Annotated in this window: 21 protein-coding genes and 1 pseudogene; 12 read left to right on the forward strand and 10 right to left on the reverse strand. The window is 62.2% G+C overall.

Annotated elements, in window-relative coordinates; translation table 11 throughout:
* Positions 1 to 50: 50 nt before the first annotated feature.
* Positions 51 to 1,361 carry a PQQ-dependent sugar dehydrogenase gene (locus SJ05684_RS20305; RefSeq protein WP_034855535.1) on the forward strand — a complete coding sequence of 437 codons (1,311 nt, stop codon included), beginning with the start codon at positions 51 to 53 and terminating at the stop codon, positions 1,359 to 1,361.
* A gap of 156 nt (positions 1,362 to 1,517) precedes the next feature.
* Positions 1,518 to 1,877, forward strand: coding sequence for a VOC family protein (locus SJ05684_RS20310; protein ID WP_034855537.1), 360 nt, complete (start codon positions 1,518 to 1,520; stop codon positions 1,875 to 1,877).
* A 181-nt stretch (positions 1,878 to 2,058) separates the two neighbouring features.
* Here the strand turns inward: SJ05684_RS20310 and SJ05684_RS20315 are convergent, their stop codons facing one another.
* Positions 2,059 to 2,868 (reverse strand): alpha/beta hydrolase, encoded by an 810-nt coding sequence (locus tag SJ05684_RS20315; RefSeq protein ID WP_050980045.1) that lies wholly within the window; start codon positions 2,866 to 2,868, stop codon positions 2,059 to 2,061.
* A gap of 270 nt (positions 2,869 to 3,138) precedes the next feature.
* Between SJ05684_RS20315 and SJ05684_RS20320 the strand changes: the two genes are divergently transcribed.
* Genes SJ05684_RS20320 through SJ05684_RS20330 form a run of 3 tightly spaced genes read left to right on the forward strand, consistent with a single transcriptional unit; the run spans position 3,139 to position 8,530 of the window.
* Positions 3,139 to 4,548, forward strand: coding sequence for an acetyl-CoA C-acetyltransferase (locus SJ05684_RS20320; RefSeq protein WP_083846168.1), 1,410 nt, complete (start codon positions 3,139 to 3,141; stop codon positions 4,546 to 4,548).
* Positions 4,545 to 6,653 carry a 3-hydroxyacyl-CoA dehydrogenase NAD-binding domain-containing protein gene (locus SJ05684_RS20325; RefSeq protein ID WP_083846169.1) on the forward strand — a complete coding sequence of 703 codons (2,109 nt, stop codon included), beginning with the start codon at positions 4,545 to 4,547 and terminating at the stop codon, positions 6,651 to 6,653. The genes SJ05684_RS20320 and SJ05684_RS20325 overlap by 4 nt, the downstream gene beginning before the upstream one ends.
* On the forward strand, positions 6,650 to 8,530 hold the full coding sequence (locus SJ05684_RS20330) for an acetyl-CoA hydrolase/transferase C-terminal domain-containing protein (RefSeq protein ID WP_050980046.1): 1,881 nt from the start codon (positions 6,650 to 6,652) through the stop codon (positions 8,528 to 8,530). Before SJ05684_RS20325 ends, SJ05684_RS20330 begins: the two co-directional genes overlap by 4 nt.
* On the opposite strand, the gene SJ05684_RS20335 is transcribed toward SJ05684_RS20330, so the two are convergent.
* Positions 8,524 to 10,809 carry an acyl-CoA dehydrogenase gene (locus SJ05684_RS20335; protein WP_034855539.1) on the reverse strand — a complete coding sequence of 762 codons (2,286 nt, stop codon included), beginning with the start codon at positions 10,807 to 10,809 and terminating at the stop codon, positions 8,524 to 8,526. The genes SJ05684_RS20330 and SJ05684_RS20335 overlap by 7 nt on opposite strands.
* Positions 10,810 to 10,960: 151 nt before the next feature.
* On the opposite strand from SJ05684_RS20335, the gene SJ05684_RS20340 reads away from it, so the two are divergent.
* Together SJ05684_RS20340 and dmeF are read left to right on the forward strand one after the other, a co-directional pair.
* Entirely contained in the window at positions 10,961 to 11,233 is a 273-nt protein-coding gene (locus SJ05684_RS20340) for a metal/formaldehyde-sensitive transcriptional repressor (RefSeq protein WP_034855541.1), read from the forward strand.
* Between the two features lie 28 nt (positions 11,234 to 11,261).
* Positions 11,262 to 12,230 carry a CDF family Co(II)/Ni(II) efflux transporter DmeF gene (dmeF, locus tag SJ05684_RS20345; protein ID WP_034855543.1) on the forward strand — a complete coding sequence of 323 codons (969 nt, stop codon included), beginning with the start codon at positions 11,262 to 11,264 and terminating at the stop codon, positions 12,228 to 12,230.
* A 96-nt stretch (positions 12,231 to 12,326) separates the two neighbouring features.
* Here dmeF and SJ05684_RS20350 read toward each other — a convergent pair whose 3' ends face one another.
* The 7 genes from SJ05684_RS20350 to SJ05684_RS20380 form a co-directional block, all read right to left on the reverse strand.
* Entirely contained in the window at positions 12,327 to 13,958 is a 1,632-nt protein-coding gene (locus SJ05684_RS20350) for an FGGY-family carbohydrate kinase (protein ID WP_034855544.1), read from the reverse strand.
* A 4-nt stretch (positions 13,959 to 13,962) separates the two neighbouring features.
* Positions 13,963 to 14,691 (reverse strand): SDR family oxidoreductase, encoded by a 729-nt coding sequence (locus tag SJ05684_RS20355; protein WP_034855545.1) that lies wholly within the window; start codon positions 14,689 to 14,691, stop codon positions 13,963 to 13,965.
* A gap of 28 nt (positions 14,692 to 14,719) precedes the next feature.
* On the reverse strand, positions 14,720 to 15,952 hold the full coding sequence (locus SJ05684_RS20360) for a sugar ABC transporter permease (protein ID WP_034855546.1): 1,233 nt from the start codon (positions 15,950 to 15,952) through the stop codon (positions 14,720 to 14,722).
* A 29-nt stretch (positions 15,953 to 15,981) separates the two neighbouring features.
* Positions 15,982 to 16,797 carry an ATP-binding cassette domain-containing protein gene (locus tag SJ05684_RS20365; RefSeq protein WP_034855547.1) on the reverse strand — a complete coding sequence of 272 codons (816 nt, stop codon included), beginning with the start codon at positions 16,795 to 16,797 and terminating at the stop codon, positions 15,982 to 15,984.
* Positions 16,798 to 16,876: 79 nt separating this feature from the next.
* The gene (locus tag SJ05684_RS20370) at positions 16,877 to 17,926 is read right to left on the reverse strand and encodes an ABC transporter substrate-binding protein (protein ID WP_034855548.1); all 1,050 of its coding nucleotides are present in this window, start codon (positions 17,924 to 17,926) and stop codon (positions 16,877 to 16,879) included.
* A 345-nt stretch (positions 17,927 to 18,271) separates the two neighbouring features.
* Positions 18,272 to 19,381 (reverse strand): LacI family DNA-binding transcriptional regulator, encoded by a 1,110-nt coding sequence (locus tag SJ05684_RS20375; protein ID WP_034855549.1) that lies wholly within the window; start codon positions 19,379 to 19,381, stop codon positions 18,272 to 18,274.
* A 330-nt stretch (positions 19,382 to 19,711) separates the two neighbouring features.
* Positions 19,712 to 20,611: a LysR family transcriptional regulator ArgP gene (locus tag SJ05684_RS20380; RefSeq protein ID WP_034855550.1), complete on the reverse strand. Its 900-nt coding sequence runs from the start codon at positions 20,609 to 20,611 to the stop codon at positions 19,712 to 19,714.
* A 98-nt stretch (positions 20,612 to 20,709) separates the two neighbouring features.
* On the opposite strand from SJ05684_RS20380, the gene SJ05684_RS20385 reads away from it, so the two are divergent.
* Both SJ05684_RS20385 and SJ05684_RS20390 read left to right on the forward strand, forming a co-directional pair.
* Positions 20,710 to 21,318 (forward strand): LysE/ArgO family amino acid transporter, encoded by a 609-nt coding sequence (locus SJ05684_RS20385; protein WP_034855552.1) that lies wholly within the window; start codon positions 20,710 to 20,712, stop codon positions 21,316 to 21,318.
* A 128-nt stretch (positions 21,319 to 21,446) separates the two neighbouring features.
* Positions 21,447 to 22,085 (forward strand): LysE family translocator, encoded by a 639-nt coding sequence (locus SJ05684_RS20390; RefSeq protein ID WP_034855706.1) that lies wholly within the window; start codon positions 21,447 to 21,449, stop codon positions 22,083 to 22,085.
* Positions 22,086 to 22,117: 32 nt separating this feature from the next.
* On the opposite strand, the gene SJ05684_RS20395 is transcribed toward SJ05684_RS20390, so the two are convergent.
* A complete protein-coding gene (locus SJ05684_RS20395; RefSeq protein WP_034855554.1) occupies positions 22,118 to 23,068 on the reverse strand; it encodes a LysR family transcriptional regulator in 951 nt (316 codons plus the stop codon).
* A gap of 250 nt (positions 23,069 to 23,318) precedes the next feature.
* Between SJ05684_RS20395 and SJ05684_RS20400 the strand changes: the two genes are divergently transcribed.
* From SJ05684_RS20400 to SJ05684_RS30495, 3 genes and pseudogenes are all read left to right on the forward strand, one after another.
* Positions 23,319 to 24,557 carry a urate hydroxylase PuuD gene (locus SJ05684_RS20400; RefSeq protein ID WP_095694331.1) on the forward strand — a complete coding sequence of 413 codons (1,239 nt, stop codon included), beginning with the start codon at positions 23,319 to 23,321 and terminating at the stop codon, positions 24,555 to 24,557.
* Positions 24,554 to 25,897: a guanine deaminase gene (gene guaD / locus SJ05684_RS20405; protein ID WP_034855558.1), complete on the forward strand. Its 1,344-nt coding sequence runs from the start codon at positions 24,554 to 24,556 to the stop codon at positions 25,895 to 25,897. The genes SJ05684_RS20400 and guaD overlap by 4 nt, the downstream gene beginning before the upstream one ends.
* A gap of 38 nt (positions 25,898 to 25,935) precedes the next feature.
* Positions 25,936 to 26,004, forward strand: a pseudogene (locus tag SJ05684_RS30495) (DUF982 domain-containing protein); the annotation flags it as partial.
* Positions 26,005 to 26,015: the final 11 nt, after the last annotated feature.

The following is a 26,015-nucleotide window of genomic DNA, read 5'->3' on the forward strand; positions in this document are numbered from 1 at the left end:
CCGAATTTTGGGTGCGATTTTCGGCCAGATGCGCCGGGTTAGGAGGACACATGGGGTTGTCAGACGTTTTCGGTCGACTGGTCGCACTGATCGGCGCCGCAGCAATCCTTTTGCGCCGCCAGGACGGTGATTCTCTCGAACCGGCCTATGGCGGCGAACCGAAAATCCCTGGAGCCAGGCCGCAGGGCATTCCGACCTTGAAGATGCCGACAGCCAAGGGATGGAGCGCGGAGCAAATGCCGGCTGCGGCGGCCGGGCTGAAGGTGAACGCATTCGCGGCCGGACTCAAGCATCCCCGGTGGATTCAAGCGTTGCCGAATGGCGATGTACTGGTGGCTGAGGCGCTGAGCGAGCCGGGGGGCATTAAATCTGCCTTCGACTACGCCATGTACAGCACGATGAAGCGCGCCGCCGCAGTGGGCGCAAGTCCGAACCGCATCACGCTGTTGCGCGATGCGGATGGCGACGGCGTGGCCGAAACACGGTCGGTATTTCTCGACGGACTCAATCAGCCGTTCGGCATGGCATTGCTCGGCGATACGTTGTATGTCGGCAATACGGACGGGGTGGTTGCGTTCCCGTATAATGCGGGCGACACGCGTATCAGCGCGACCGGGCGAAAGCTGACGGACCTTAAGTCCGGCGGTCATTGGACGCGAAGCCTGCTTCCGAGTCGCGATGGACGAAAGCTCTTCATCGGCGTCGGTTCGCTCAGCAACATAGGCGAGCGCGGCATGGCGGCAGAGGAAGGACGGGCTGCTATCCACGAGCTTGACCTCGAGAGTGGTGATCGCCGGATATTTGCCTCCGGCCTGCGCAACCCGGTGGGCATGGCGTGGGAGCCAAAGACAGGTGCACTCTGGACGGTGGTTAATGAGCGCGATGGCCTGGGCGACGAGACGCCTCCCGACTATCTGACATCAGTGCACGACGGCGGCTTCTATGGATGGCCCTATTGCTACTGGGGGCAGATCGTGGACGACCGGGTGCCGCAGGACCCGGCAATGGTCGCAACCGCGATAACACCGGACTATGCCTTGGGCGGACACACTGCATCGCTCGGCCTTTGCTGGCTTCCCGCAGGCACTCTGCCCGGCTTCCCGGACGGCATGGTCATCGGGCAGCATGGTTCCTGGAACCGCAGCACGTTGAGCGGCTACAAGGTTGTCTTCGTGCCCTTTGCGAATGGTCGTCCGGCCGGACCGCCGCGCGACATTCTGACCGGTTTCCTTTCCCCTGACGAGCGGTCGTCCTATGGACGGCCGGTTGGAGTTGCCATCGGCCCCGACGGCTCGCTGTTGGTGGCGGACGATGTCGGCGATGTGGTCTGGCGCGTGACGGGCGAGGCGGAGCGCAGCTGAAGGGCGCAACGGGTGTTGCCTCCGCCGCAGGGGACATGGCGTTTAAACGCACACTACCTAAAGGGCTGATCGCCCCATCACGAATGGCTCGAGATCTTCGAGTTGCATGTGAGCGCCTGCGTCGGCATTGTCCTCTTCTGGACTAAGGAGGATCCCATGCCGAAGGTCGTTGGAATTGGTGGTGTGTTCTTCAAGGCGGCGGATCCGGCTTGGCTCGCCGAATGGTACGAGAAGCATCTTGGAATTGACGACCTGCACAAATCCGTGTGGCAGCAAGAGGCAGGGACCACAATTTTTGGACCGTTCTCTGAGAATACCGACTATTTTGGACGAGCAGAACAGCAGTGGATGATCAACTTCCGCGTCGATGATCTCGATGGGCTCATGGCAAATCTGAGAGCAAGCGGGATCGCAGTGGAAACTCGCACCGAGTGGAACTCGGAAGTCGGTCGCTTTGCCCGCATTCACGATCCCGAGGGCAATCCGGTCGAGCTCTGGGAGCCGACGAAGAAGTGATAGCGAACGGCTCGCCTGCTCGGGTGGCGGCGCTGAGGTGATTTCGACGGGGCCGCATTTTGCAGATGTGACCCCTTGTGGCGCATTGATGCCGTTTCCGAAGGACGGCACAAACGGCAAAGTTCGGCCTGCACCATGACGCAACCGTTCCGCAATGTGCGTTCGCTTGGAAGCATGATTTTTACCTCACTCCCCCACCAACCGCAGCGATGGATTCGCGCAGTGCCCCGGCGAACTGGGGATGACTGTAGAGGTCGTTGTGGCCGGACTCGATCGTGATGTCGCTGCGTAGGTCGCGGGCGGCTTTGCGGACGGGCGCCGAGCGCGCCGCGGGAACAATCACATCGTTGTCGGCCGTGATGATGGCCGTCGGCACGTCGAGATCCCGCAAGGTTTCCGCCGTTCCCATGCGATGCCGCAGCAAAAGGCGCACCGGAAGCCAGGGATAGTGGTGTGCGGCAAGGTCCTCCAACGAGTCGAACGGCGTCACAAGGACGACGCCGCCCAGATGCCTGGTAGCGGCCAGGTCCACCGCAACTGCAGCACCGATGCTAAGGCCAACCGCAACGACGCCCGCTTCGGCCTCAGCGGCCACGTGATCGTATGCCTGCCGGGCATCGGCGAACAGGGCAACGGCTGAGGGGCGTCCGCTGCTCGGCCCATAGCCGCGGTAGTGCATCGCGGCTACCTCATACTCAGGGAGCAGCTGGTGCAGCATCAGGGCAAGCGCATCGGCGTTCCAGGCGTTTCCGCCGAAGGCCAGCACGAGCGGCCGTGGTTCAGCCCTCGGCCGCCGCGGCGGCAGGCGCACCAGAACGATGCGCTCGTTTTCCTCCGTCATCAGTTCGACATGGCGTGCCCCGGCTGGCAGGTCGGGTCCGAACGCAGCAAGGCCAGCCGGAAAGATCAGCCAAGTCTGAAAGAAATACACGACGGCCGCGACGAGCACATACAATCCTGCCAGCCCAACCATCAGTCTCAGGAGCCACATTCGGGACCTCCGCCCAACGGTCGCGGTCTGGCAATGGAGCGGCAGACCCACGCCTGGGAACCTCCACGCATCCCACGATGTATGGGATGGGAATCTCCATGGGGCAATGGTTGTCAATCGCGATTCTGGTTCATCAAACCCAGCCCCCTCATGTCGGGCGCCAACGGAACGATCGGTGGTTCTGAACGTTTGGCTTTAGTGCGAAGTTGCGCGGCGGCTGCGCGACAACTTCTTGTCTTCTTCAGAAGCAAGCTATTGGGGAGCTAAGCGATGGTCCGGCGGCCGAACTCCGCTGCAACGACGAAGGCGAAGAGCCCACGTCGAGCGGCGCCGGTCGCGACTGCCGAAAAGCCCCTCGCCAGAGGATCACAGTCCCCCGATCGCACCGCCGCCCGTTCTGGTCGGCGGGTCTATGTGGTTGACGGGGCACGGACGCCTTTTCTTCGGGCTCGCAATAAGCCGGGGCCGTTCACGCCTGTCGATCTCGCCGTGCAGTGTGGCCGGCCACTTCTCATGCGCCAGGCTTTCCCTCCGGATGAATTCGACGCCGTCATACTCGGCTGCGTTAACGTAATCGCCGACGAGATGAACCCGGCGCGGATTGCCTCTCTCAGACTCGGCATGGGGCCGGCGATGACGGCTTTTACCGTGCAGATCAATTGCGGGTCTGGCATGCAGTCGATCGACATCGCCTTCCGGGCGATCGAAACCGGCAAGGCTGACCTCATTTTCGCCGGTGGAACGGAGGCGCTGTCCCATGCACCGCTGGTGTTTCGGCAGCAAGCGGTCGAATGGCTCGGCGGCTTTGCAACTGCGAAGACCCCTTGGGAAAAAGCCACTGCCGTGGCGGGCTTTAGACCGGAGATGGCGAAGCCTGTGGTCGGCCTCGAACGCGGGCTTACTGATCCGATCTCCGACCTCAATATGGGCCAAACAGCGGAAGTGGTCGGCCACCTGTTCGGCATTACGCGCGAGGCTGCCGACGCTTACGCCCTGGAAAGCCACCAACGCCTGGTGCGCGCGCAGAATAATGGTTTCCTCGCGGGCGAGATTCTTCCTGCGATATCCCGTCACGGGTTGCTCTACGATCATGACGACGGCGTGCGGCAGGATACGTCGATGGACAAGCTCGCCAAGTTGGAGCCGGTTTTCGAAAAACCCTACGGAAATGTCACCGCCGGCAATTCTTCCCAGATCACCGACGGCGCCTGCTGGGTCGTCCTCGCATCGGAAGAGGCGATGAACAGGCACAAGCTTACGCCGCTCGCCCGCATCGTCGACAGCGAGTGGTCGGCGCTCGATCCCTCGATCATGGGGCTTGCCCCGACATTGTGTTCGACTGAACTCATGAAACGCAGAGAGTTTTCCCGCGAGGATATTGATCTCTGGGAACTCAACGAAGCCTTCGCTGCGCAAGTGCTTGCCTGCCTTGCCGCCTGGGAGGACGAGCAATATTGCCGCGGCGTGCTCGGTCTCGACAGCGTCTTCGGCCGCATCGAACGCGACCGGCTCAACGTGGACGGAGGCGCGATCAGTCTCGGACATCCCGTCGGCACGAGCGGAAACCGGCTCGTGCTTCATCTCATCAACGCGATGCGCCGGCTTGGGCTGAAGCGCGGCATAGCCACCGAATGCATCGGCGGTGGTCAAGGCGGCGCCATGCTCCTGGAGATTGCATGATGCCGACCGATAATGCCGCCGTCTGGGAAATGCTTGCCCCCCGCAACATTGAGTTCGGGCCAGGGAGCGCCCTGAAGGAATTCACGCATTGGCGGTTGAGCAAGGGGCCGGACGATATCGCCTGGCTCGTGCTCGACAGGGCAAACGAAAGCGCGAACACCCTGTCGGAAGCAGTCATCGCTGAACTCGATGCGGCGCTTGCCGAGATGGAGGGCATTGGGGCCAAAGGCCTCGTCATCCGCTCGGCCAAGGAGGGCGGCTTCATCGCGGGTGCAGACATCCGCGACTTCAAAGACGTGAGCGAGGTGCGCGAGGTAGAGAAGCGTTTGAGGTGGGCGCACGGGATCATAGACCGGTTGGCGGCGCTTGCGATACCAACCGTGGCGGTGATCCACGGCTACTGCTACGGCGGCGGCCTGGAAGTTGCACTCGCCTGCAAATACCGTATTGCCTTGAGTGACGCGAAACTGGGCTTTCCCGAGATAAGGCTCGGCCTGCATCCCGGGCTCGGCGGGACCTTCCGTCTGACGGCGCTGATCGATCCCATAGAGGCGATGACGATGATGCTGACGGGAAAGACCGTGCACGCGAAGAAGGCGAAGGCGATCGGTCTCGTCGACGCGGTTGTCGAGGAGCGCCACGTCGAAAGTGCCGTGCGCGCTGCCGTCGCGGGCAAGATGAAGACAGATCGCGGCAGCTGGAAATCGGGCGTGCTCGGTCTCGCGCCGGCGCGCCAGCTCGCCGCCCGCCGTTTTCGCGCCGAGGCGGAAAGACGAGCGCCGAAGCAGCATTATCCGGCGCCCTATCGCCTCATCGATCTCTGGAAGGAGCATGGCGGCGATGCCAGGGCAATGCAAAGAGCCGAGATCACGTCATTCTCGGAACTGCTTGTCAGCGATACGGCGCAGAACCTCATGCGTGTCTTCTTCCTGCGCGAAAAGCTGAAGGACTCCGCCAAGGGTGCAAGCGCAATTCGGCACGTCCACGTTATCGGAGCGGGCGCGATGGGTGGCGATATTGCGGCGTGGTGCGCGGCGCGGGGGCTGAGGGTCACGCTCGCCGACCTCGACCACGAGACCATCGCCAAGGCGATCGGCCGCGCCGCGGAGTTCTACGACAAGAAGCTTCATTCGAGCATTGAGCGGCGCGACGCCCTCGACCGTCTGATGCCCGACTTCGAGGGGACGGGTGTCGCCAAGGCGGACCTCGTCATCGAGGCGGTCGTCGAGAAGACGGACGTCAAACGCAAACTGTTCGACGAGATCGCGCCGAAAATAAAGGAAGACGCCATCCTCGCCACAAACACGTCGAGCATACCGCTCGAGGTGCTGCGCGAGGGCCTGGCCTTTCCGGATCGCCTGGTCGGGCTGCATTTCTTCAACCCGGTCGCCAAGATGGAGCTCGTCGAGGTCGTCGCTCACGATAAGGCAGGCCAGGCAACACTCGATCGGGCGCTCCGCTTCTGCGGGACTATCGACCGTTTGCCCGCCGCGGTGAAGAGCGCGCCCGGCTTTCTCGTCAACCGTTGCCTGACGGCATATCTCACTGAGGCTTTCGTCATGGTCGACGAGGGAACGTCCAAGGAGATCATCGACCGGGCAGCGGAGGATTTCGGAATGCCGATGGGACCGATAGCGCTCGCCGACCGCATCGGCCTCGATATCGGTCTCGATGTCGTCCGCATGCTCAAGGACAAGCTCGACGACCCCATCCCCGATATTCCAGCCTGGCTCGAAGCGAAGGTTCAAAACGGCGAAACCGGCCGAAAGGCGGGTAAGGGGCTGTACGTCTATGACAACAGGGGCAAGCCGAAAAAGACGTCCGACGTACCGGCACCCGGCCAGGAGATGACGGACCGTCTCCTCCTGCCCATGCTCAACACCTGTGTACGCTGCCTGCGGGAAGGTATCGTCGAGGATGAAGAGACGCTCGACGGCGCGATGATCTTCGCGACCGGTTTTGCGCCGTTCCGCGGCGGACCGATGCACTATGCACGCAGCCGCGGTGCGGCGGACATCGTTGGGACGCTTAAGCACCTCCAACAGCGGCATGGGTCCCGGTTTGCCCCAGACGAGGGCTGGGAGGCACTAGGCGAAGAGCCGTGAGCGGCAAGCCAGAACAGCATCAGCGAGCCGAAAGCATCGCCGAGCGCATCATCGAGCGCCTTGATGGGCATATCGTGCTCGGGCTTCCGCTCGGACTTGGCAAAGCCAATCTCGTCGCCAATGCATTATTCGAGCGGGCGGTCAAGGATAGGGCGATCGATGTCGAGATATTCACGGCGCTGACGTTGGAAAAACCTTCCTGGTCGAGCGACATGGAACGTCGCTTCATCGAGCCGTTGCTAGAACGGCTATATGCGGGCAGTCCGGACCTCGCTTACGCCAAGGCGCTGCGTGACGGAAAGCTGCCGGAAAACGTCCGCGTGAGCGAGTTCTTTTTCGTCGCCGGTCGTTGGCTTGGGGCCGAGGTCGCACAGCAAAACTACATCTCGGCAAATTACACCCATGTCGGCCGCTACCTCATCGACCGCGGCATCAACGCGATCGCGCAACTCGTGGCAAAGCGCGGCGACGCCGGGGACGCCGAGTACAGCCTATCCTGCAATGCCGACATCACGCTCGATATTCTGCCGAAGATGAAGGCGCGGCGGGAACCGTTTCTGCTCGTGGGCGAAGTCAGCTCGCAGTTGCCTTTCATGCCGGGCGAGGCGGTGCTGCCGGCCGGCGAATTCGATCTCATCCTGGACGGACCCGATCGGGACCGGCCGCTCTTCGTCGTGCCGAGGGAACCGGTATCGTTGGCCGATCACGCCATCGGCATTCATGCTGCAAGCCTGGTGAAGGATGGAGGAACGATGCAGATCGGCATCGGCTCCCTCGGCGACGCGCTGACCGCCGGTCTGATCCTGCGGCAGCGGCGGCCCGAGCTTTTCGCCGACGCGCTGCATCGCCTCTCTCCAAACGGGGCTGCAAAGCGGGAGACCGGAGCCTTCGAGACCGGCCTCTACGCCGCCAGCGAAATGTTCGTCGACGGCTTCATGGATCTGTACCGGGCGGGCATTCTCAAGCGCCGCGCCTCCGATGGGGCGATCCTCCATTCCGGCTTCTTTGTCGGGGGTACCGCGTTCCACCGATTTCTCCGCGACCTGTCGGAGGAGGAACGCGCACTTTTCCAGATGCGGGGCATTTCCTTCGTCAATGAAATTTACGGCGACGCGGAGCAAAAACGAGCCGATCGAACGAATGCGCGTTTCGTCAACAATGCGATGATGGTGACGCTCATGGGAGCAACCGTTTCGGACGCGCTCGCGGACGGGCGCGTCGTCTCAGGTGTCGGCGGGCAATACAATTTCGCCGCCCAGGCCTTCGCCCTCGAAGGCGGGCGTTCCATTATCACGCTTAAGGCGATACGCCGGTCGCGCGGGCGCCGTGAATCGCGCCTCGTCTGGTCCTACGGCCACACGACGCTCCCGCGCCACCTGCGCGACATGGTCGTGACCGAATACGGCGTTGCCGATCTGCGCGGCAAATCCGATCGTGACTGCATCGCCGCGATGCTGGCGATCACCGATTCGGCCTTCCAGGACGAACTGCTCGGAATGGCGAAAAGCGCCGGCAAGATCGAGAAGGATTTTACCATCCCGCCGGCGTGCCGCCACAATACGCCCGCCCGCATAGCCGATGCGCTACTACCGCTGCGCAAGCAAGGCTGGTGCGCCCCGTTTCCGTTCGATACGGAATTTTCCGAGGAGGAGCAGCACCTGGTTCCGGCGCTGCGACATCTGAAACAGACGATCGCCTCGAAGCGGTTGCTCGCGCACGCGGTTCTTGCGTCTTTGACCGAAGGTCAGCCCGACCGGGCGGAGTTTGCAGCACTCGAAAGAATGCAGCTTGCGGCCCCAGCGACTCTCCGCGAAAAGCTCTATGCAAAGCTGCTTCTCTGGACGCTTAGGCGCTGTCCATCGGCGGCCTCTCACTGAGCGGCATCGGAACCTGCGGGGCGATTATCGCGCATCGTCTTCTTTCTTCGATGCTGTGCGGCGATCGGTGAGATCTCCTCCATGGGAAATGCGTCGACTGCTATTACGCGGTCCGCCGCCGCCTTGGCTTCGGCGAGTTGCGCCAATTCCGCCTCGCTGATGACATCCTTGGCGCGGGCCTCTTCCAGGTCACGGACATGCATGTCGCGCATCTTCTTTTCGATGGGTGCCGCTGCGGTGACGTACCTGAAAGCCCGCTCGAGATCCTTCAGCGGATGCTCCGCGTGTCCTTCACCCAGGTAGATGTCTGGCGTCAGCCGGTCGCGCTGGGGCGAATCCTTCATCAGCGTTTCGGCCACCGTGCTCGTCAGCTCGTCGGATGGCGTCGGAGCGGATACACCAGCGGGGAAGGCGACCAGCCTAACGAGGAAAGCGGCCCCGCGCGATGGCAGATTGTCGAGCACGCCGGCAAAGGCGGCCGCAATGCGACCCTGCCCCTGGCGCATCACATAGTCGACGATCGGTCGGTCTTCCTCGTGTCGCCCCTCTGTCTCGAAACGTTTCAGAGCTGCGCCGAGCAGGTAGAGTTCCGAGAGTATGTCGCCCAGCCTGGCTGAGATCATTTCCTTGCGCTTGAGCGCGCCGCCCAGCGACAGCAGCGAAAGATCCGCAAGCAGTGCGAAGGACGCGGCATGTCGCGAGAGCTGCTTCCAGTAGCCGGGCATCGCCGCTCCGTCCGGAGCCGGCCCTATACGCCCGCCCGACCAGCCGCGAACGAAGGCGTGCCAAAGCGCGGCAAATATATGCCCGAAATGGCGCCAGACCACCTTGTCGAATGCGTCCAGACCCTTGGCCTCGTCCTCATCCGACAGTGCCAGTATTTCCTTCAGCATGTAGGGATGCGAGCGCACCGCGCCCTGACCGAAGATAATAAGGTTGCGCGTGAGAATATTCGCGCCCTCGACCGTGATGCCGATCGGCGCCGACCTGAATTGGCTGCCAAGATAGTTCCTCGGACCGTCGATGATCGCCTTGCCGCCGTGGATGTCCATCGCCTTCCGGACGGATTCGCGCATCCGCTCGGTGGCATGGAATTTCATGATGGCCGAGATCACCGACGGCCTGTGTTCCTCGTCGAGAGCGGCGATGGTGAGCCGCCTTGCAGCGTCGATCTGGTAGATGTTTGCGGCGAGGTCGGCGAGCGGCTGCCGGATACCCTCGAACATTCCGATCGGCACGTCGAACTGGGTTCTGAGCCGCGCATAGGCGCCGGTGGCGCGTGCGCATATGGCCGCCGCCGCCGCCGATTGCGCCGGCAGCGAAATGCCGCGGCCGGCCGCGAGCGCCGTCATCAGCATTTTCCAGCCTTTACCGATCTGCTTCTCGCCGCCCAAGATCAGGTCGAGCGGCAAGAACACGTCCTCGCCGTATAACGGACCGTTCTGGAAATGGGTGAATTGCGGAATGTGCCGCTCGCCATGCGCGACGCCTGGCGTCGACGTCGGCAACAACGCGACCGTGATGCCGAGCTTCTTACCGCGGCCGAGATGATTTTCCGGGTCGTACATCTTGAAGGCGAGCCCCGCCACGGTGGCGATGGGGCCGAGCGTGATATATCGCTTGTGGAAGTTGAGCCTGACGCCCAGAACCTTTTCGCCCTCCCATTCGCCGTATTCGACGACGCCGGTGTCGGTCATCGCCGCCGCATCCGAGCCGGCCTCAGGCGAGGTCAGGGCGAAACAGGGGATCTCGCGTCCGTCGGCGAGCCTGGGCAACCAGTAATCGCGCTGTTCGTCGGTGCCGAAATGCATGAGCAATTCGCTGGGGCCGAGCGAGTTCGGCACCATCACCGTCACGCCGGCCACGACGCTGCAGGAGGAGACGGTGCGGACGACCTCCGAATGCGCGGTATTTGAAAAGCCGAGGCCGCCATATTTTTTTGGGATGATCAGGCCGAAGAACCTATTCTCGCGCAGGAAGTCCCAGACCTCGGCCGGCAGATCGCGATGCTCCCAGTTGATTTTCCAGTCGTCGGCCATGGCGCAGAGCTCGCGCACCGGCCCGTTCAGAAATCCCTGTTCCTCTGGAGACAGCTTCGCGGGCGGCATGGCCAGAAGCTTGCTCCAGTCGGGATTCCCAGTGAAGAGCTCGCCGTCCCACCATACCGTGCCCGCCTCGATCGCATCCCGTTCGGTCTCCGAGATCGGCGGCATTATGCGTGAGGCCCACTTGAAGACCGGCCGGGTTATCATGTCGCGTCGCAATGTGCGCAAGGTCATGGCAATCGCCTTCCGTTCCCTATCACCCTTAGCTGGAATGCCGCGTCGTGACGTTCAGTTCCAGCCGACCGGCGGACAACCGTGTTGCAGGCCCCTCGTGTGTTCTATAATATAGTCCCCTATGCTATTTAATGCTGAGGATAGCCTTACCGTGTCTCATACCATCCGCGACAAAGAGAAGCTGATCGCCCGGGTTCGCCGCCTCAAGGGCCAGATCGAGGGGATCGAACGCGCCCTTGAGGCCGAGAAGTCCTGTGGCGAAATCCTGCGCCAGCTTGCCTCCGTTCGCGGCGCGATGAGCGGCCTCACGGCGGAAGTGATGGAGGGGCAACTCCGGGAGCACGTGCTTCACGCCGAGACCGAGACTGACCGCCAGCGGGGCGGAGAAGAACTGATCGAAATCATCCGGACCTACATGAAATGAGCCGGTGGGCCGGCGGGAGTTACATCGCATGTCCGCAATCGACATCTCTGCCTATACCCATGGGCACAACTTCCTTGGGAGCAATCATCAGCGGAACGAGCGACGTGTCTGGCTGGTTATTGCCCTGACGGCCTCGATGATGGTGATCGAAATCGCCGCCGGCACGATCTATGGCTCGATGGCGCTCGTTGCTGATGGCTGGCACATGTCCACCCATGCCGGGGCGATGATGATCACGGCACTGACCTATCTTTATGCCCGCCGCCACGTCGGAGATCCCCGTTTCACCTTCGGAACCGGCAAGCTCGGCGATCTAGGGGGCTTTGCCAGCGCCATCGTCCTTGCCCTCATTGCGGTGCTCATCGGCTGGGAGAGCCTGATGCGGCTGGCCAGCCCGGTGGAGATCAGTTTCGAGCAGGCCATCGCCGTCGCTGTGATCGGGCTAGCGGTCAATCTCATCTGCGCCTGGCTACTCAAGGACGATCGCTCTCACCATCATCATGGGCATGGACACGGGCATAACCGCGCTAGCGGCGCACATGATCACGACCACCAGAGCCACGCCCAGGACAACAATCTTCGCGCTGCCTATCTGCATGTCCTGGCCGATGCGCTGACCTCCATCCTCGCCATCGTGGCGCTGCTGGCCGGGCGCAGTTATGGCTGGCACTGGGCCGATCCGGTCATGGGCATCGTGGGCGCCATGGTGATTGCCCGCTGGTCCTGGGGTCTGATTCTTGATTCCGGTGCCGTCCTGCTGGACAGGACCCCTGATGACGAAGATCTGCCGGGAGAAATCCGCCAGGCTCTCGAAAACGAAAACGATCGGATCGCCGACCTTCATGTCTGGCAGGTCGGGCCGGGCCACCATGCAACCATTATCTCTTTGGTGTCGAGCAAACCCAAGGAGCCGTCAGATTACAAGACTCGCCTCGCGCAGATACATGCGCTCTCCCACGTCACTATCGAGGTAGAGCGGGTGAATGCGCTTCCTTGAGGGGCGCCATGATGGGCTGAAAGTTGTTCGATGGCGGCAACAGGGTATGCTGTTTGCGGACGGAGGCGCGAGCATAGGTGAGAAACTATGTCCGTCCTATTTCCGAGAGTGTAGCTCCCGCAAACGGCGACCGGTCGATTGCAACAGCTCAAACCCCTCGAACCGCATGGCGTGGTAGGTGGCGACATCTCCGCCTTTCGGTGTGTAAATGTCGCCAATGGCGGACATGCCTGCCATTGCTGCTTGGAGGTTCGGATGCAGGCCGCTTGCCACGGCGCCAAGCATGGCCGCGCCCAGGAGCACGGGCTCATCCGTAGCCGGAGCTGCCACCCTGAGACCCGTAGCATCTGCCAGGAGCTGCCTGACGATGGGGCTTCGACCCGCGCCGCCGCTGACGACGATGGTATCGATAGTGACACCCTTTGCCTGTTGGGCCTCGACGATCTGCCGCAATCCGCAGCCGAGCCCGCAAACGCCGGCCACGTAGAGCCGAACGAGCGAGTCGATGGATCGGTCCATGCTCAGGCCGGCAATGAGCGCCTTTGCCTCCGGATCGGCAAATGGCGCCCGGTTGCCGAGGAATTCGGGGACGACGTGCAGTCCGTCGGCGAGGATTGCCAGGTCCGGTTCGCCGGCGGCCATCGCGGAGGCCCGGGCGGCGAGCCATTCTGCGAGACCCATTCCGGCGGCCTCAGCCAGCCGCGCCGCTTCCGCAGAGGCCGGATGCAGCGACAGGAGATGATCGATCGCAGCGCCAGCCGCCGACTGGCCCGCCTCGTTCAACCACAGACCGGGTACCATGGCGGAATAGTAGGGCCCCCAGACGCCCGGCACGAAGGCAGGTGCCTCCGTGGAGGTCATGGTGCAGGCGGATGTGCCGAAGACATAGGCCATCCGCGTCGTCGCCGACCCACTGTCTGTTTCGCCCTTCCAGCCGACGGTTCCGACACCGCCCGCGTGGGCATCGATCAGACCCGCCGCGACAGGCACGCCGACCGGCAGTCCGAGCTCGGAAGCGGCCCGCGGCGTCAGGCCCGACCCCAATGCCGTTCCGGCATCGACCACATGGCTGCCAATACGCGCAAAATTGTCGGCCGCGAGCTCGGAAAGGCCGATGGTCCGGAAGTAGCTTTCATCCCACCGCCGCTCGTGGCCCAGGTAGGTCCATTTGCAGGTCACCGTGCAAATCGACCGTTCAAGGCAGTCCGTGGCCCGCCAAGTGAGGAAATCCGTGAGATCGAAAAAGTGCTCCGCAGCGTAGAACGTCTCGGGTCGGTTTTCCTTGAGCCAGAGCAGTTTCGGCGTCTCCATCTCCGGAGAGATGCGGTTTCCGACATAGCGCAGAACATCATGGCCGGTGGCGTTGATCCGGTCAGCCTGCCCGAGCGCGCGGTGGTCCATCCAGACGATAATATTGCGTTCGGGATGGCACGGATCGCCGACGGGCAACGATTTTCCCTCGGCACCGACAACCACCAGCGAGCATGTGGCATCCATGCCGATGCCGGCAATGGCGCTCGGGTCGATGCCTGATTTGCTGATGGCGCGACGCACACTGGCGCATACGGCCTGCCAGATATCTTCCGAGGATTGCTCGTAAAGGTCCGGCCCCTCGCTGAAGAGGGCAATGTCCTGTCTGGCAGCGGCAAGCAGCCTGCCGGTGCTTTCAAACACCCCGGCCCGAGCGCTGCCGGTCCCAACATCAATCCCGATCAGATAATGGTCCATTGCCTTAAAGGTCCACGGTCAAGGGCAGGATTACGAGGTCACGGACGGTCACCGTGCGCGGGCGGCTGAGCATGAAGAGGACCGCGTCAGCGACCTCCTTCGGTTGCATCAGACTGCCGTTGGCAAGCGCTTCCTCCATCTTAGCCTTAGGCCAATCGTCCAGCAGAGCCGTCACCACTGGACCGGGCGCAACGGCTCCGACGCGGATGCCATGCGGGGCGACCTGGCGCCGGAGCGTATGGACGAAGGCCTGCACAGCGAATTTCGAGGCGGTGTAGATCGGCTCCCAGACGACCGGGACGATCCCGGCTATGGAACTGGTCAGGATGATGTCGCCGCTCTTCTGCTCAACCATGTGCGGTAGCACTGCGCGAACGGAGCGGAAAGCCGCATTGATGTTGAGATTGAGCATACGGTCCCAGGCATCCGGATCGCCTGTCGCAACCTCGCCGCCGACATAGGCGCCGGCATTGGCGTGGAAAATGTCGAGGCTACCGGCCTTTTCCAGGATCTGTTCGGCCATGCCGTCGACCGCCCGTGGATCCATGAGGTCTATAACCAGGGGGATCGCCCTCGGCCCGAGTTCGGTGCAGAGTTGCATAAGCCGCTCTTCCGCCCGGTCGATCAACACGACCTTTGCATCCGCGGCGATGAGCGAACGGGCGCATTCCAAGCCGATGCCGGAGGCGGCGCCCGTGATGGCCGCGACCTTGCCTTTCAGTTCGTCCTTCATGTTGGAGATCCTTGTTCGTTCTTCTCGCTTAGGCACGGCCGTGGGAGACGCGGCTTTGCCGGGCGAGGCTGTCGACGATGACGGCGATGGCGAGAACCGCGCCGGTGATCATGTAACGCAGCGACGACGATAGATTCAGGAGCGTCAAGCCGTTTGCGATGGACTGTATGACAATGATGCCGAGCAGTGCCGACCAGGCCGAGCCGCGGCCGCCGAAAAGACTGGTGCCGCCGATGACGGCTGCCGCAATGGCGTTCAGGTTCACATCGCCCGTGCCCGCCTGCTGGCTTGCCGAAGCAAGGCGCGCGGCGGAGAGGACACCACCAAGGGCGGCAAAGAACGAGCAGAGCATGAAGGCACTCAGATAGATCCGCGTCACGTTGATGCCGGAGCGTCGTGCCGCCTCGGCATTACCGCCGACCGCCTTCATGGAGCGTCCCCATTTCGTGCGGACGAAGGCATAGTTCATGATGACGACCAGGAGCACGAACAAGCCGAACATCCACGGCACGCCCCGGCCTTGGTTGAGGTAGAAGGCTGCCAATTCGAAGCCGACAGTTGCGACGACCGCTCGGAATACGAGACCGTTGACGGAGCTCGAGGACAGATTGTCGGCCTGTCTTTGCGCGCGGGTTCTAAGCCCCATCACGAGGAGGGCAACACCTGGCAGGAGTGCGAGTGTATGGGATAGCCAGGCCGGCATGATCATCAGCTGGCCGAAATTGACGAGGGCCGAAGCATAGGGAAGGTTGATCGAGCCTGTCGAGCCGAGCATGTAGAGCTGCAGCCCGAGAAGGGCGAGGAGACCCGCCAGGGTGGAGACAAAGCTCGGCATACCCAGTTGTGTGCGCAGCAGCGCATAAGCCGCTCCAATGGTGGCCCCGAGCGCAAGCGCGCCGCCGACGGCTATCGGCAGGGGAACGCCCATGTTGACCCATAGAACGCCGATGAAAGCCGAGCCGACCCCACTCATCGAGCCAACCGAAAGATCGATTTCTCCGAGCATCAGCACGCAGACGATGCCGAGCGATATCACGCCGACAGTCGAGCAGTCGAAGAGAAGGTTCACGAGGTTGTTCGGTGACAGGAAGATCGGGTTGAGCGACGTGAACACCGTCCAGATGACGATGAGTCCGACGATCACCGGCAATGATCCGAGATCACCGGAACGCACGCGATCGAAGAATGCGCTGACGGTGCCGCCGATGCCCTCGGCATGCTTGATCCGGGCGTCCGCGCGGTCGAGTTGAGGTGTCTGCATGGTCGGATTTCCTGAATTCCGTTGAATGCTCACGGCCGTGCTCCTTCACTCGGGGCGCTCGACGAGAGCCGGCTTGCCCGCCGCGAAACAGCATTGTCGGCAGCGCCGGTGATGGCTCCGACCAGTTCCTCGTTCGAGGCATCCGGGGCGAACACCCCGTTGTTGCGGCCGAGCCTGAGGACAACGATACGGTCGGCAACCGCACGGACGTCCTCCATGTTATGCGAAATCATGATGACCCCGAGACCTTTGTCGCGGACTCGTTCGACGAGATTCAGAACCTCGGCGGTCTGCGCGACACCCAGAGCTGCCGTCGGTTCGTCCAGCATGATGATCTTCGGTTCGAGAAGCAGCGAGCGTGCGATTGCCACCGTCTGGCGCTGCCCGCCAGAGAGCGAGGCGATCGGCTCGCGCACACTCGGGATTCGGGCTGCGAGCTCGTTCAATAGCTCCCAGGAACGGACCTCCATGGCGACCTCGTCGAGATGCCAGGCGTTCTTTTCCTGCCCCAGAAAGATATTGGCCACCACGTCGAGATTTTCGCAGAGCGCGAGGTCCTGGAACACGGTGGCTATGCCGAGTTTGAGTGCGTCGGCGGGCCCGTTCATGGTGACCGGCTGTCCCTCGAAGCGGATGGTGCCGGAGGTCGGCTGATGAACGCCCGCGAGGATCTTGACGAGGGTCGATTTGCCGGCGCCGTTGTCGCCCACAAGCGCCACGATTTCGCCCGGATGGATGTCCAGCTCGATGTCGGTCAAGGCCGAGACTGCGCCGAAATTCTTCGACACGCCCTTGAGGCTGAGGATGGCCTCGGTCTCGTTCGGATTGGTAGGGTGCTCGGTCATGACGGGTCGACTTCCTGTATTCTTTCATATTGTTCGGTCGCCCGGCCGACGATGGACCGAGCGACCGTCTCGGGAGGGTTTACTTGATGCCGAGCTCGGCGCAGCCCTCGGCATAGCGGCCGGTGCATAGCTCCGCAGCCGTCTGAATGCCCTTGTCGATGATTTCCGCCTTGAGGTTCTCGCGCGTCACGACCGCCGGGACGAAGAGTTCCGACGGGGTGTTGTAGAGGGTGGTCTTTGCCTCCGGCGTTTCACCATTCATGAGCTGGACGGCGACCTTGGCCGCGGCGGCGGCAACGATCTCGGAGGGCTTGGAGATTGTGTTGTACTGGTCGCCCGCGATGATCAGCTGCAGCGCTGCAATCGTCGCATCGTTGCCGGTTACAGGCGGAACCGGATTGACACCGGCTGCCTTGAAGGCTGCGATTGCGCCACCGGCGGTACCATCATTGGCGGCAACCACGCCGACGATCTGATCACCGAAGCGGGTGATCTGTCCGCTTGTCCATTCCTGTGCCTTCGGCGGCGCCCAGTCTGGCGTATCGAATTCGGCGAGCGTCTTGTACTTGCTGGTCGCGATGCCGGCGTGAATGCCGTCGCGGATCAGGCCCGCAGCTGCATCTGTCGGCGAGCCGTTGATTTGGAGCACGCCGCCTTTGTCGGTCGGTACCCCCTTTTCCTCTAGGTGACGCATCAGGGATTCGGCAATTGCCTTGCCGATACCCTCGTTGTCAAACGAGACATAGTAGTCGGCGGGCTTATCCGGGATCGGACGGTCGTAGGCGATCACTTTCACGCCCTGGCTCTGGGCGAGCGCCACGAGTGAAGCGGCGGCGCTGGAGTCGACCGGGTCGAGCACTATCACCTTGGCACCCTGCGTGAGGACAGAGTTGAACTGCTGCTGCTGGCGGGCGACGTCGGCATCCGCATTCTGGTAGATGACTTGGCAGTCGGCGCACAGCTTCTCCATAGCGGCCTTGAAGCCCGGGAAATCGTGTTCCTCGTAGCGGGTAGAGGCCTGGTCTGGCATGAGGAAGGCGACTGTTCCGGATGTCTGAGCAAATGCGACTCCGCTCATCAGCATCGATGCCAGCGCCGCGCCGGCGAGTTTCATTGTTGTTCCAGTCATTTCAGTTCCTCCGTTTTGAAATAGGCTCCTTGAGCGACACATCGCCTAAAGAGTGTTGGTTTCCTGAAAGACCGCTGCTAAGAATTGGACAGGCGTGATCGGCCACGCCGCACGGTCCGGGCTTTCGCGCCGCTGCAACGGCTTGATTGCTAACCCGGGTCGAGGGCGACTGTTGAGATCGGCGGCCGTCGGTTCAGGCGGGCCATTTCAGGACGATTGTGCTTGCGCGCGGGGTGACTCTAGGCGCCCCGCGTGTCTGCTTTGACGTTTTGCCTCCTCCATTCCTCCCTGTTTGCGGGCATGCGCCGCTTTCTTGAATTCGCCGGTTTTTGTCCGGCTTTTGGATCAGTGAACATTCTTCCCTTGCCCGGAAGCCGCCAAAATGCGTTCGCCCGACAACCCTGTGTCCTGAGCGTCGTTTCCGACCGCATGAGGCTTTCGGCTGTCGAGGTCCCGCACCGAATCCCGCTCGACAAGGCTGGCGTTGAGGACTGAGGGTTCGGCCGGTGCTTCCATGCCGTTGTCCATTCTCAGCTGCAGTCTTTTCCAGGCCGTCTCGGCGATCCGGTCCACCGGTTGGCGTATGGCCGTCAGTCCGGTATTGCGCGCCGCCATCCAGGCATAATCGTCGAAAGCGACAATCGAGGTCTTTTCGGGAATGGCAATGCGACGTTCCGCAAGAGCCGACAGCACGCTCAGGGTGGTGATGTTGGTGAGTGCGATCACCGCGCCTGGAGCCGCATTGCGGTCCATCCAATCAGAGAAGGTTCTGGCTCCGAGCTCCATGTTGGAGCCGAGCTTGAGCGTGACAGGGCGCGCACCGGTACGCTGCGCGATCAGATCGGCAGCGCCTTCGGCGCGCTCGAAAATCGGCGGGAAATCCAGGTTTGAGACCGCGATGACGATGTCGCGGTGGCCATGTTCGAGAAGATGGCCGGCGGCGATCTGTCCGGCTTCCCGGTTGTCGATGGTGACCGTGTCGGCGATCGCACCCTCGCTTGCCACACGATCGACGAGCACCATGGGAAGCCTCTTTTCGATCTCGATGAGCTCTGCGGGAGTGGAACTAGAGCAGGGGACGGCAATCAAACCCGCCGGTCTCCAAGAAAGAAGCGCCTTTAAGCGCGACGATTCCACTGATGGGTCGTCATGCGAACTCGCGACGATGACGTCGTAGCCCTCCGCAAAGGCCTGGGTCTCCAGCCGGGAGACGATCGTCGCAAAGAAAGTGTCGGTGAGATCCGGAACCAGGACCGCAATGATGCGTGTCCGTCCGGAGCGCAGTTGCGAGGCGGCGCGGTCAATATGGTAGCCGAGATGCTGCGCCGCTTCGAGAACGCTCTTCTTCAATTCCTCGTTGACCGGTTTGCGGCCGCTGAAGACGTTCGAAACCGTTGCGGTGGATACGCCCGCATAAGCGGCGACCTCGCGGATTGACGGCTTTTTCGCGGCCATTGGGCAGCGCCTCTATCGCTGTTAAACGATTAACAGTTAAACGTTTAACACGGAGTGTCGTCCCATTGCAAGTGGCGAATTCGAATGACACGGGGGATAGGATTGATATGGCCACCTCACCAGCACGGAGGGCGCCTTCCAACGGCGCATTCGCGCCGCGGCCCGGAACAGCAATCTGAGGCAGCCCGCCACTAAACACAGGAACGACAGTGACATATCATCACTTCATTCCTTCGAGGCGGCGGGTGGGGAAATGTCGGCTTCTCGCGCATTGGGGTCACTCGACGGATGGCTCTCCGGGCTCCGTTTTCCACCCCGTTTGACTGCGTATCAGGTCCGCAGATGATGCTTCGCCACCGTCGTGACCGCGTGCGTCAGGTCCATAAGCCGATCAGCGGCGAGGCGGTTCATTTGCCAGTAGAGCGGAACGTCGAGCGGCGTGTCGGGGATCAGTTCGACCAACCGTCCGGTGGCGAGGTGCTCGTCTATGAGGAGTGCCGGATTCATGCCCCAGCCCATGCCCGAAAGGCTCGCCTCGACAAAGCCTTGCGTCGAAGGGAGCCAATGGGTCGGTGGGCTGAGGTTTTCTCCGAACACCTGATGCATCCAACGGCCTTGCAGCCTGTCCTTTTGGTTGAACGTCAGCATAGGCGCATTCGCAATGGCCTCCTTTGTGACGCCCTGCGGGAAATGGCGGGCAACGAAACCGGGGCTCGCGGTGGCGTGGTAGCGCAGCGTTCCGAGTGACAAGCGCCGGCAGCCCTGAATGGGCCTTTCCAGGCCGGTGACGGCAGCGATGACCTGTCCTCTCCGTAGCCACTCGGCGGTATGGTCCTGGTCATCGACCGCGATGTTCAAGAGATAGGGGGAGCGTTCAGCGAAGCGGGACATGGCCGTCAGGAACCAGGTGCCGAGACTGTCTGCATTGGTGGCGACATGCAGCGTCACCCTCGGCTCGGGTCCTGCCGGATCGACAAGCGCCGGCAGGTGCCTGAATAGTTCGGCTTCGAGCATGCCGACATTTTCCATGTGCCGGCACAGCCATTCCCCCTTTTCCGTGGCGGTGCAGGGGTTGCCCCTTGCGACCAGGACGACGCCGAGGCGTTCCTCGAGCTGCTTTACGCGCTGCGAAACGGCCGAAGGCGTCACATTGAGGAGGCCTGCGGCCTTCTCGAAGCTGCCGGTTTGGACGACCGCGGAGACGGCACGGAGCGCTGAATAATCGAGCATGGATTAGTTTTGCTTAATTAGGCTTAGAAGCATTAACTAGCCTGAATTCGCAAGCTGCGATAGCGGAAAAGCCCATCGCTGTTCGGGAGCATTGAGGCATGAATTTACCGGTTTATGGCACGGGTCTTGTGATGGGGCTCAGTCTGATCGTGGCAATCGGCGCGCAGAACGCGTTCGTGCTGCGCCAAGGCCTTCGCAACGAGCACCTCTTCGCCGTCTGCCTTGCATGCGGACTGTCCGACGCCCTGTTGATCGCGCTGGGCGTAACCAGCTTCCGGCAGATCGCGGCGCTGCTCCCCTGGCTCGACCCGGTCATGCGCTATGGCGGCGCGGCATTTCTGGTCTGCTACGGCGCGAAAAGCCTTTACTCTGCCTTTTACGCGTCGGGGGCGTTGACGGTGCAGGAGGCGGGGTCGTCGAGTCTTCGGGCAACGCTTGCGACCTGTCTTGCTCTCACCTGGCTCAATCCGCACGTCTATCTCGATACGGTCGTGCTGCTTGGTACCATCTCGACCCGGTCTCCGGGACACGAGGCCTCCTTCGCAGCGGGCGCCGCGACCGGCTCCTTCCTGTTCTTCTTTTCGCTCGGTTACGGCGCGACCTGGCTCAGGCCGGTCTTCTCGAAGCCGGCAGCCTGGCGAATTCTGGAACTTCTCATCGCTCTGACGATGTGGTCTATTGCCTTTAACCTATTGAGGAGGATGTAGTCGCTGCTCTCCCCATCCCCTTGCGGCAACGCTTGCAGGAAGTCGATGGCGAGGGCAAAGATAGAGCCTGCCGGTCTGCGCGTCCGGTCGCGATCGATGTGCAATTAACAGCAGGACAGGGCCTCGAATTGTGGACTGAATTCCACCACCTCCTGATCGTCTATGCCGCCTACGTGATCGCAGCCGCGAGCCCTGGCCCCAGCAATATGCGGATCATGGGGGTGGCGATGCATAGCGGAAGACGGGCAGCCCTCATATTTGCTGCGGGCGTCATCAGCGGTTCGCTTTTCTGGGGGACGATGGCAGCGACGGGCGTCTCCGCAGTCCTGACCCGCTATGCTGAAGTCCTGGTCGTTCTCAAGATTTTCGGTGGCCTGTATCTCCTCTATCTCGCCTTCAAGGCCGGCAAGGCCGCGCTGGCGTCCGACGCTGAGGCTGCTGCACGCGCCGTGCCGAAGGGTGCCGCTTTCACCGGGGCAGACCTCTACCGGCGCGGATTGTTCATGCATCTCAGCAATCCGAAATCGATCCTTGGCTGGATCGCCCTTGTAACGCTTGGGCTTGGGCCGGATTCCGCTTGGCAGACGCTTGCGGCGATCCTCGGCGGTTGCGCGGTGCTGAGCGTCGCCATATTCGGCGGCTATGCGATCATTTTCTCGACCGCTCCGATGGTGCGCCTGTACCGCCGGGCGAGGCGCTGGATAGAGGGGCTCCTCGCTACGTGCTTTGGCCTTGCAGGGCTGCGGCTGCTGTTGTCGCGCGCATAGACCGCTCTCGAGAGTGATTGTTCCGGTTCCGTCTATTCAACTGGCTCCTGCACCCGCGCCGGCGGAGACTCGGCGAGAATCTTGCCGATCAGCCGCTGGCAGCGGTCGGCCATGAAGTCGATGATCAGACGGACTTTCGGGTCCTGTAAGCGTTTGTGCGGATAGATCGCGGCGAGCTGCGCACCGAGTGGCGGTGTGTCTTGAAGGATCGGCATCAGCGTGCCCTCGTCGATATAGTGCTTCACCTCGAACAGCGGCTTGTTGATGATGCCGCGCCCGTCGAGCGCCCATTCGGTGAGAACGTCGCCGTCATCAGAATCATAGGGGCCGGCCACCTCGAACTTTCGCACGCCCTCGGGCGTCTGCAGCGTCCAGTAATATTCCTTGGAACCCGGATAGCGCAGCAGCAGGCAATCATGGCGTCCGGTGATCAGCTCGTCCGGCGTCGCCGGCACCTCGCGTTTTTCGAAATAGCGGGGCGAACCGCAGAGCACCCGGTCGCAATTCATAATCCCGCGCATGCGCAGGTTCGAGTCTTCGAGTATGCCGAGCCGGAAGGCGACGTCGACGCCTTCGGCCAGAATGTCGACATTGCGGTCGGAAAGGCGCAGCCGTACCTCGATATCCGGATACCTGTCATGGAATTCAGGGATGCCGGAGGCGATGAGGCGCCGCCCCATGCCGAGCGGTGCGGTGATGCGGAGCGCGCCCTTGGGATTGCGGGAAAGATCGGCGACGGCGCTTTCAGCCTCGTCCACCGCTTCGAGGATCTTGACGGCGCCGTCATAGAAGACGCGGCCGTGTTCCGTCGGCGTCAGTTTCCGTGTCGTGCGGTTGAAGAGGCGAACACCCAATTGCCGCTCCAACTCCTTGATTCTGTTGCTGGCGACCGCCGGGGTCACGCGCTGGTCGCGACCAGCGGCCGATAGCGTTCCAAGTTCCACGACCCGCACGAACACGCGCACATTATCAAGATAGGACATGCTCCGCCTCTGCTTCCGGGACGCAGGCTACCGCGCCCGCGCCTCCTCCATTTTATAGTTTTTTTTGAAAGAGTTGGTGATCCCTTGGGCGTTCTCGCCGCCTCAAGCAATGACACATAATGCGGCCTAATGCATGTCGCCCAAAGTGGACAGCGGTTTTGGGGCAACGACACGCACAAAAACAAAGATCCAAAGCGCGTCACGTGAATTCGTGCGAACGCGACGCGCTTTGGAGAATGGGAGACCCCGTATGTACGAATATGCCATTGCCTGGGACTGGCTGACATTTGCCGTGAGATGGCTGCATGTCATCACCGGCATCGCCTGGATCGGCTCATCCTTCTATTTCGTGGCTCTCGATCTGGGCCTGAGGCAGCGATCGGGCTTGCCGGCCGGCGCCTTCGGCGAGGAGTGGCAGGTACATGGCGGCGGGTTCTATCACATCCAGAAATATCTGGTGGCGCCGGAAGACATGCCGGAGCACCTCACCTGGTTCAAATGGGAGTCCTACGTCACCTGGCTGTCCGGCTTCGGCATGCTGGCCCTCGTCTATTATGCCGGCGCCGACCTCTATCTGATCGACCCGAGCGTGCTCGACGTCTCGAAGCCGGTCGCGATCGCCATTTCGCTCGCTTCGCTTGGCCTCGGCTGGCTTGCCTATGACGCGATCTGTCGCTCGCCGCTCGGCAGGGACAATACGCGGCTGATGGTGCTGCTCTATTTCGTGCTCGTCGCCGTCGCCTGGGGCTACACCCAGCTCTTCACCGGCCGCGCTGCTTACCTGCATCTCGGTGCCTTCACGGCCACGATCATGTCGGCCAACGTGTTCTTCATCATCATTCCGAACCAGAAGAAGGTGATTGCCGATCTGATCGCGGGCCGTGCGCCGGACCCCGCACTCGGCAAACAGGCCAAGCAGCGCTCGACGCACAACAACTATCTGACACTGCCGGTCCTGTTCCTGATGCTGTCGAACCATTATCCGCTGGCCTTCGGCACCGAATACAACTGGATCATCGCCTCGCTGGTCTTCCTGATGGGCGTCACCATACGTCACTGGTTCAACACCCGCCACGCCCGCCAGGGAAGCCCGACCTGGACATGGCTCGTCACGGCCCTCCTGTTCATCGTCATCATGTGGCTATCGACGGTTCCCAAGGCTCTCTCGGAGAGCGGGGAGGCGAGGGCCTCGACCAATGAACAGGCGGTCGTGGCGGCGGCGGACTTTTCCAAAGTACGCGACACGGTGCTCGGCCGATGTGCCATGTGCCATGCGCGCGAGCCCGGCTGGGAGGGGCTGATCGTGGCGCCAAAGGGCGTCGTCCTGGAGACGGACGGTGACATCATCGCCCATGCGCGCGAGATCTATCTGCAGGCGGGGCGGTCGCAGGCCATGCCGCCCGCCAATGTCACCGGCGTCACCGATGAAGAACGGCAATTGCTCTCCTCCTGGTACGAGACGGCCGTGAAGGAAGGTAAAATCCAATGAACGACCTCTTGATCCGCGGCCGAGTGCTGACCTTCGTCCGGGAGCCCCAGGGCGTCGATGACAGCGAGTCCTATCAGTTCTACGAGGACGGCGCGGTTCTCGTCATCAGCGGCAGGATTTCGGCTGTCGGTCACCATCGGGATGTGGCTGCCGAGGCCGGGGGGCGCGTGCAGGTCGTCGACCATCGTCCGCACCTCGTCCTGCCAGGGCTCATCGATACCCATCTTCACTTTCCCCAGACCCAGGCGATCGCCTCCTATGGCGCCCAGCTCCTGGAATGGCTGAACACCTATATCTTCGTCGAGGAGCAGAAATTCAGGGAAGGGGAACATGCGGCCTTCATCGCCGGCCGGTTCATGGATGAACTGATCTCCAACGGTACCACGACCGCCGTTGCCTATTGTTCGGTCCATCCGGAAAGCGTCGATGCCTTCTTCACCGCGGCGGAAGAGCGCAACATGCTGATGATCGGCGGCAAGGTCATGATGGATCGCAATGCGCCCGACGCGCTGCGCGACACGCCGCAAACGGGCTATGACGAAACGAAACGGCTCATCGGCAAGTGGCACGGCCGCGGCCGCGCGCAGTATGCAATCAGCCCGCGATTCGCGATCACTTCGACCCCACAACAGATGGAGATAGCCCGGGTGCTCGCCGCCGAGCACCCGGAGTGCTACGTCCAGACGCATCTTTCCGAAAACAGGGATGAGATCGCCTTCGCTACCTCGCTCTACCCGGCGGCGCGCGACTATACCGACATCTATGCCCGCTATGACCTCCTCGGCCGCAAGACACTGCTCGGCCATTGCATCTATCTGAGCGACCGTGAGGTTTCATTGCTGGCCGAGACCGGCGCCATCGGTGTCTTCTGCCCGACCTCCAACCTCTTCCTCGGCAGCGGCCTCTTTGACCGCGACCGTTTCGACCGGCTCGGCGCCCGCTTTTCGGTGGCAACGGATGTCGGGGCGGGTACCAGCTTTTCCATGCTGGAGACCATGGATCAGGCCTACAAAATTTTGCATCTGCAGGGCCAGCGGCTTTCGCCGCTCAATTCCTTTTATAGGATGACGCTCGGTAATGCGCAGGCGCTTGAGCTGGAACATCGGATCGGTTCGCTGCATGTCGGAGCGGACGCGGACATCGTCGTGCTCGACAGCCGTGCCAAATCCGCAATGGAGCTCAGGATGCAGGTCGCGTCCTCACTTGCCGAAGAGCTCTTCGTTCTGCAGACGATGGGCGACGACCGCTGCGTCGCCGAAGTCTATGTCGCGGGCAAGCCGATGAAGCGAGCGACGGGACGGGTCGCGGTGGGGCAGGAGAGGGAACTCGAGGCGATGTAGCGTTGCATGATCCTTGGCTCGGAGCGAGCCAAGGATGGGCGCTCAACCGCATGACGCCCGCGGCAGTGGCCCGAAAAGCTTTCATCGCTGCCTGCCTGGGAGTGCCGCGCTGGTCAGG

Origin of the sequence: Sinorhizobium sojae CCBAU 05684, from assembly GCF_002288525.1 — a bacterium.
GTDB lineage: Bacteria > Pseudomonadota > Alphaproteobacteria > Rhizobiales > Rhizobiaceae > Sinorhizobium > Sinorhizobium sojae.

Bases quoted from the DNA above. Each gene is read 5' to 3' on its own strand.
- SJ05684_RS20305 (WP_034855535.1), top strand. From the start codon at position 51: ATGGGGTTGTCAGACGTTTTCGGTCGACTGGTCGCACTGATCGGCGCC.
- SJ05684_RS20310 (WP_034855537.1), top strand. From the start codon at position 1,518: ATGCCGAAGGTCGTTGGAATTGGTGGTGTGTTCTTCAAGGCGGCGGAT.
- SJ05684_RS20315 (WP_050980045.1), bottom strand. From the start codon at position 2,868: ATGTGGCTCCTGAGACTGATGGTTGGGCTGGCAGGATTGTATGTGCTC.
- SJ05684_RS20320 (WP_083846168.1), top strand. From the start codon at position 3,139: ATGGTCCGGCGGCCGAACTCCGCTGCAACGACGAAGGCGAAGAGCCCA.
- SJ05684_RS20325 (WP_083846169.1), top strand. From the start codon at position 4,545: ATGATGCCGACCGATAATGCCGCCGTCTGGGAAATGCTTGCCCCCCGC.
- SJ05684_RS20335 (WP_034855539.1), bottom strand. From the start codon at position 10,809: ATGACCTTGCGCACATTGCGACGCGACATGATAACCCGGCCGGTCTTC.
- dmeF (WP_034855543.1), top strand. From the start codon at position 11,262: ATGTCCGCAATCGACATCTCTGCCTATACCCATGGGCACAACTTCCTT.
- SJ05684_RS20350 (WP_034855544.1), bottom strand. From the start codon at position 13,958: ATGGACCATTATCTGATCGGGATTGATGTTGGGACCGGCAGCGCTCGG.
- SJ05684_RS20355 (WP_034855545.1), bottom strand. From the start codon at position 14,691: ATGAAGGACGAACTGAAAGGCAAGGTCGCGGCCATCACGGGCGCCGCC.
- SJ05684_RS20360 (WP_034855546.1), bottom strand. From the start codon at position 15,952: ATGCAGACACCTCAACTCGACCGCGCGGACGCCCGGATCAAGCATGCC.
- SJ05684_RS20365 (WP_034855547.1), bottom strand. From the start codon at position 16,797: ATGACCGAGCACCCTACCAATCCGAACGAGACCGAGGCCATCCTCAGC.
- SJ05684_RS20370 (WP_034855548.1), bottom strand. From the start codon at position 17,926: ATGACTGGAACAACAATGAAACTCGCCGGCGCGGCGCTGGCATCGATG.
- SJ05684_RS20375 (WP_034855549.1), bottom strand. From the start codon at position 19,381: ATGGCCGCGAAAAAGCCGTCAATCCGCGAGGTCGCCGCTTATGCGGGC.
- SJ05684_RS20380 (WP_034855550.1), bottom strand. From the start codon at position 20,611: ATGCTCGATTATTCAGCGCTCCGTGCCGTCTCCGCGGTCGTCCAAACC.
- SJ05684_RS20385 (WP_034855552.1), top strand. From the start codon at position 20,710: ATGAATTTACCGGTTTATGGCACGGGTCTTGTGATGGGGCTCAGTCTG.
- SJ05684_RS20395 (WP_034855554.1), bottom strand. From the start codon at position 23,068: ATGTCCTATCTTGATAATGTGCGCGTGTTCGTGCGGGTCGTGGAACTT.
- SJ05684_RS20400 (WP_095694331.1), top strand. From the start codon at position 23,319: ATGTACGAATATGCCATTGCCTGGGACTGGCTGACATTTGCCGTGAGA.
- guaD (WP_034855558.1), top strand. From the start codon at position 24,554: ATGAACGACCTCTTGATCCGCGGCCGAGTGCTGACCTTCGTCCGGGAG.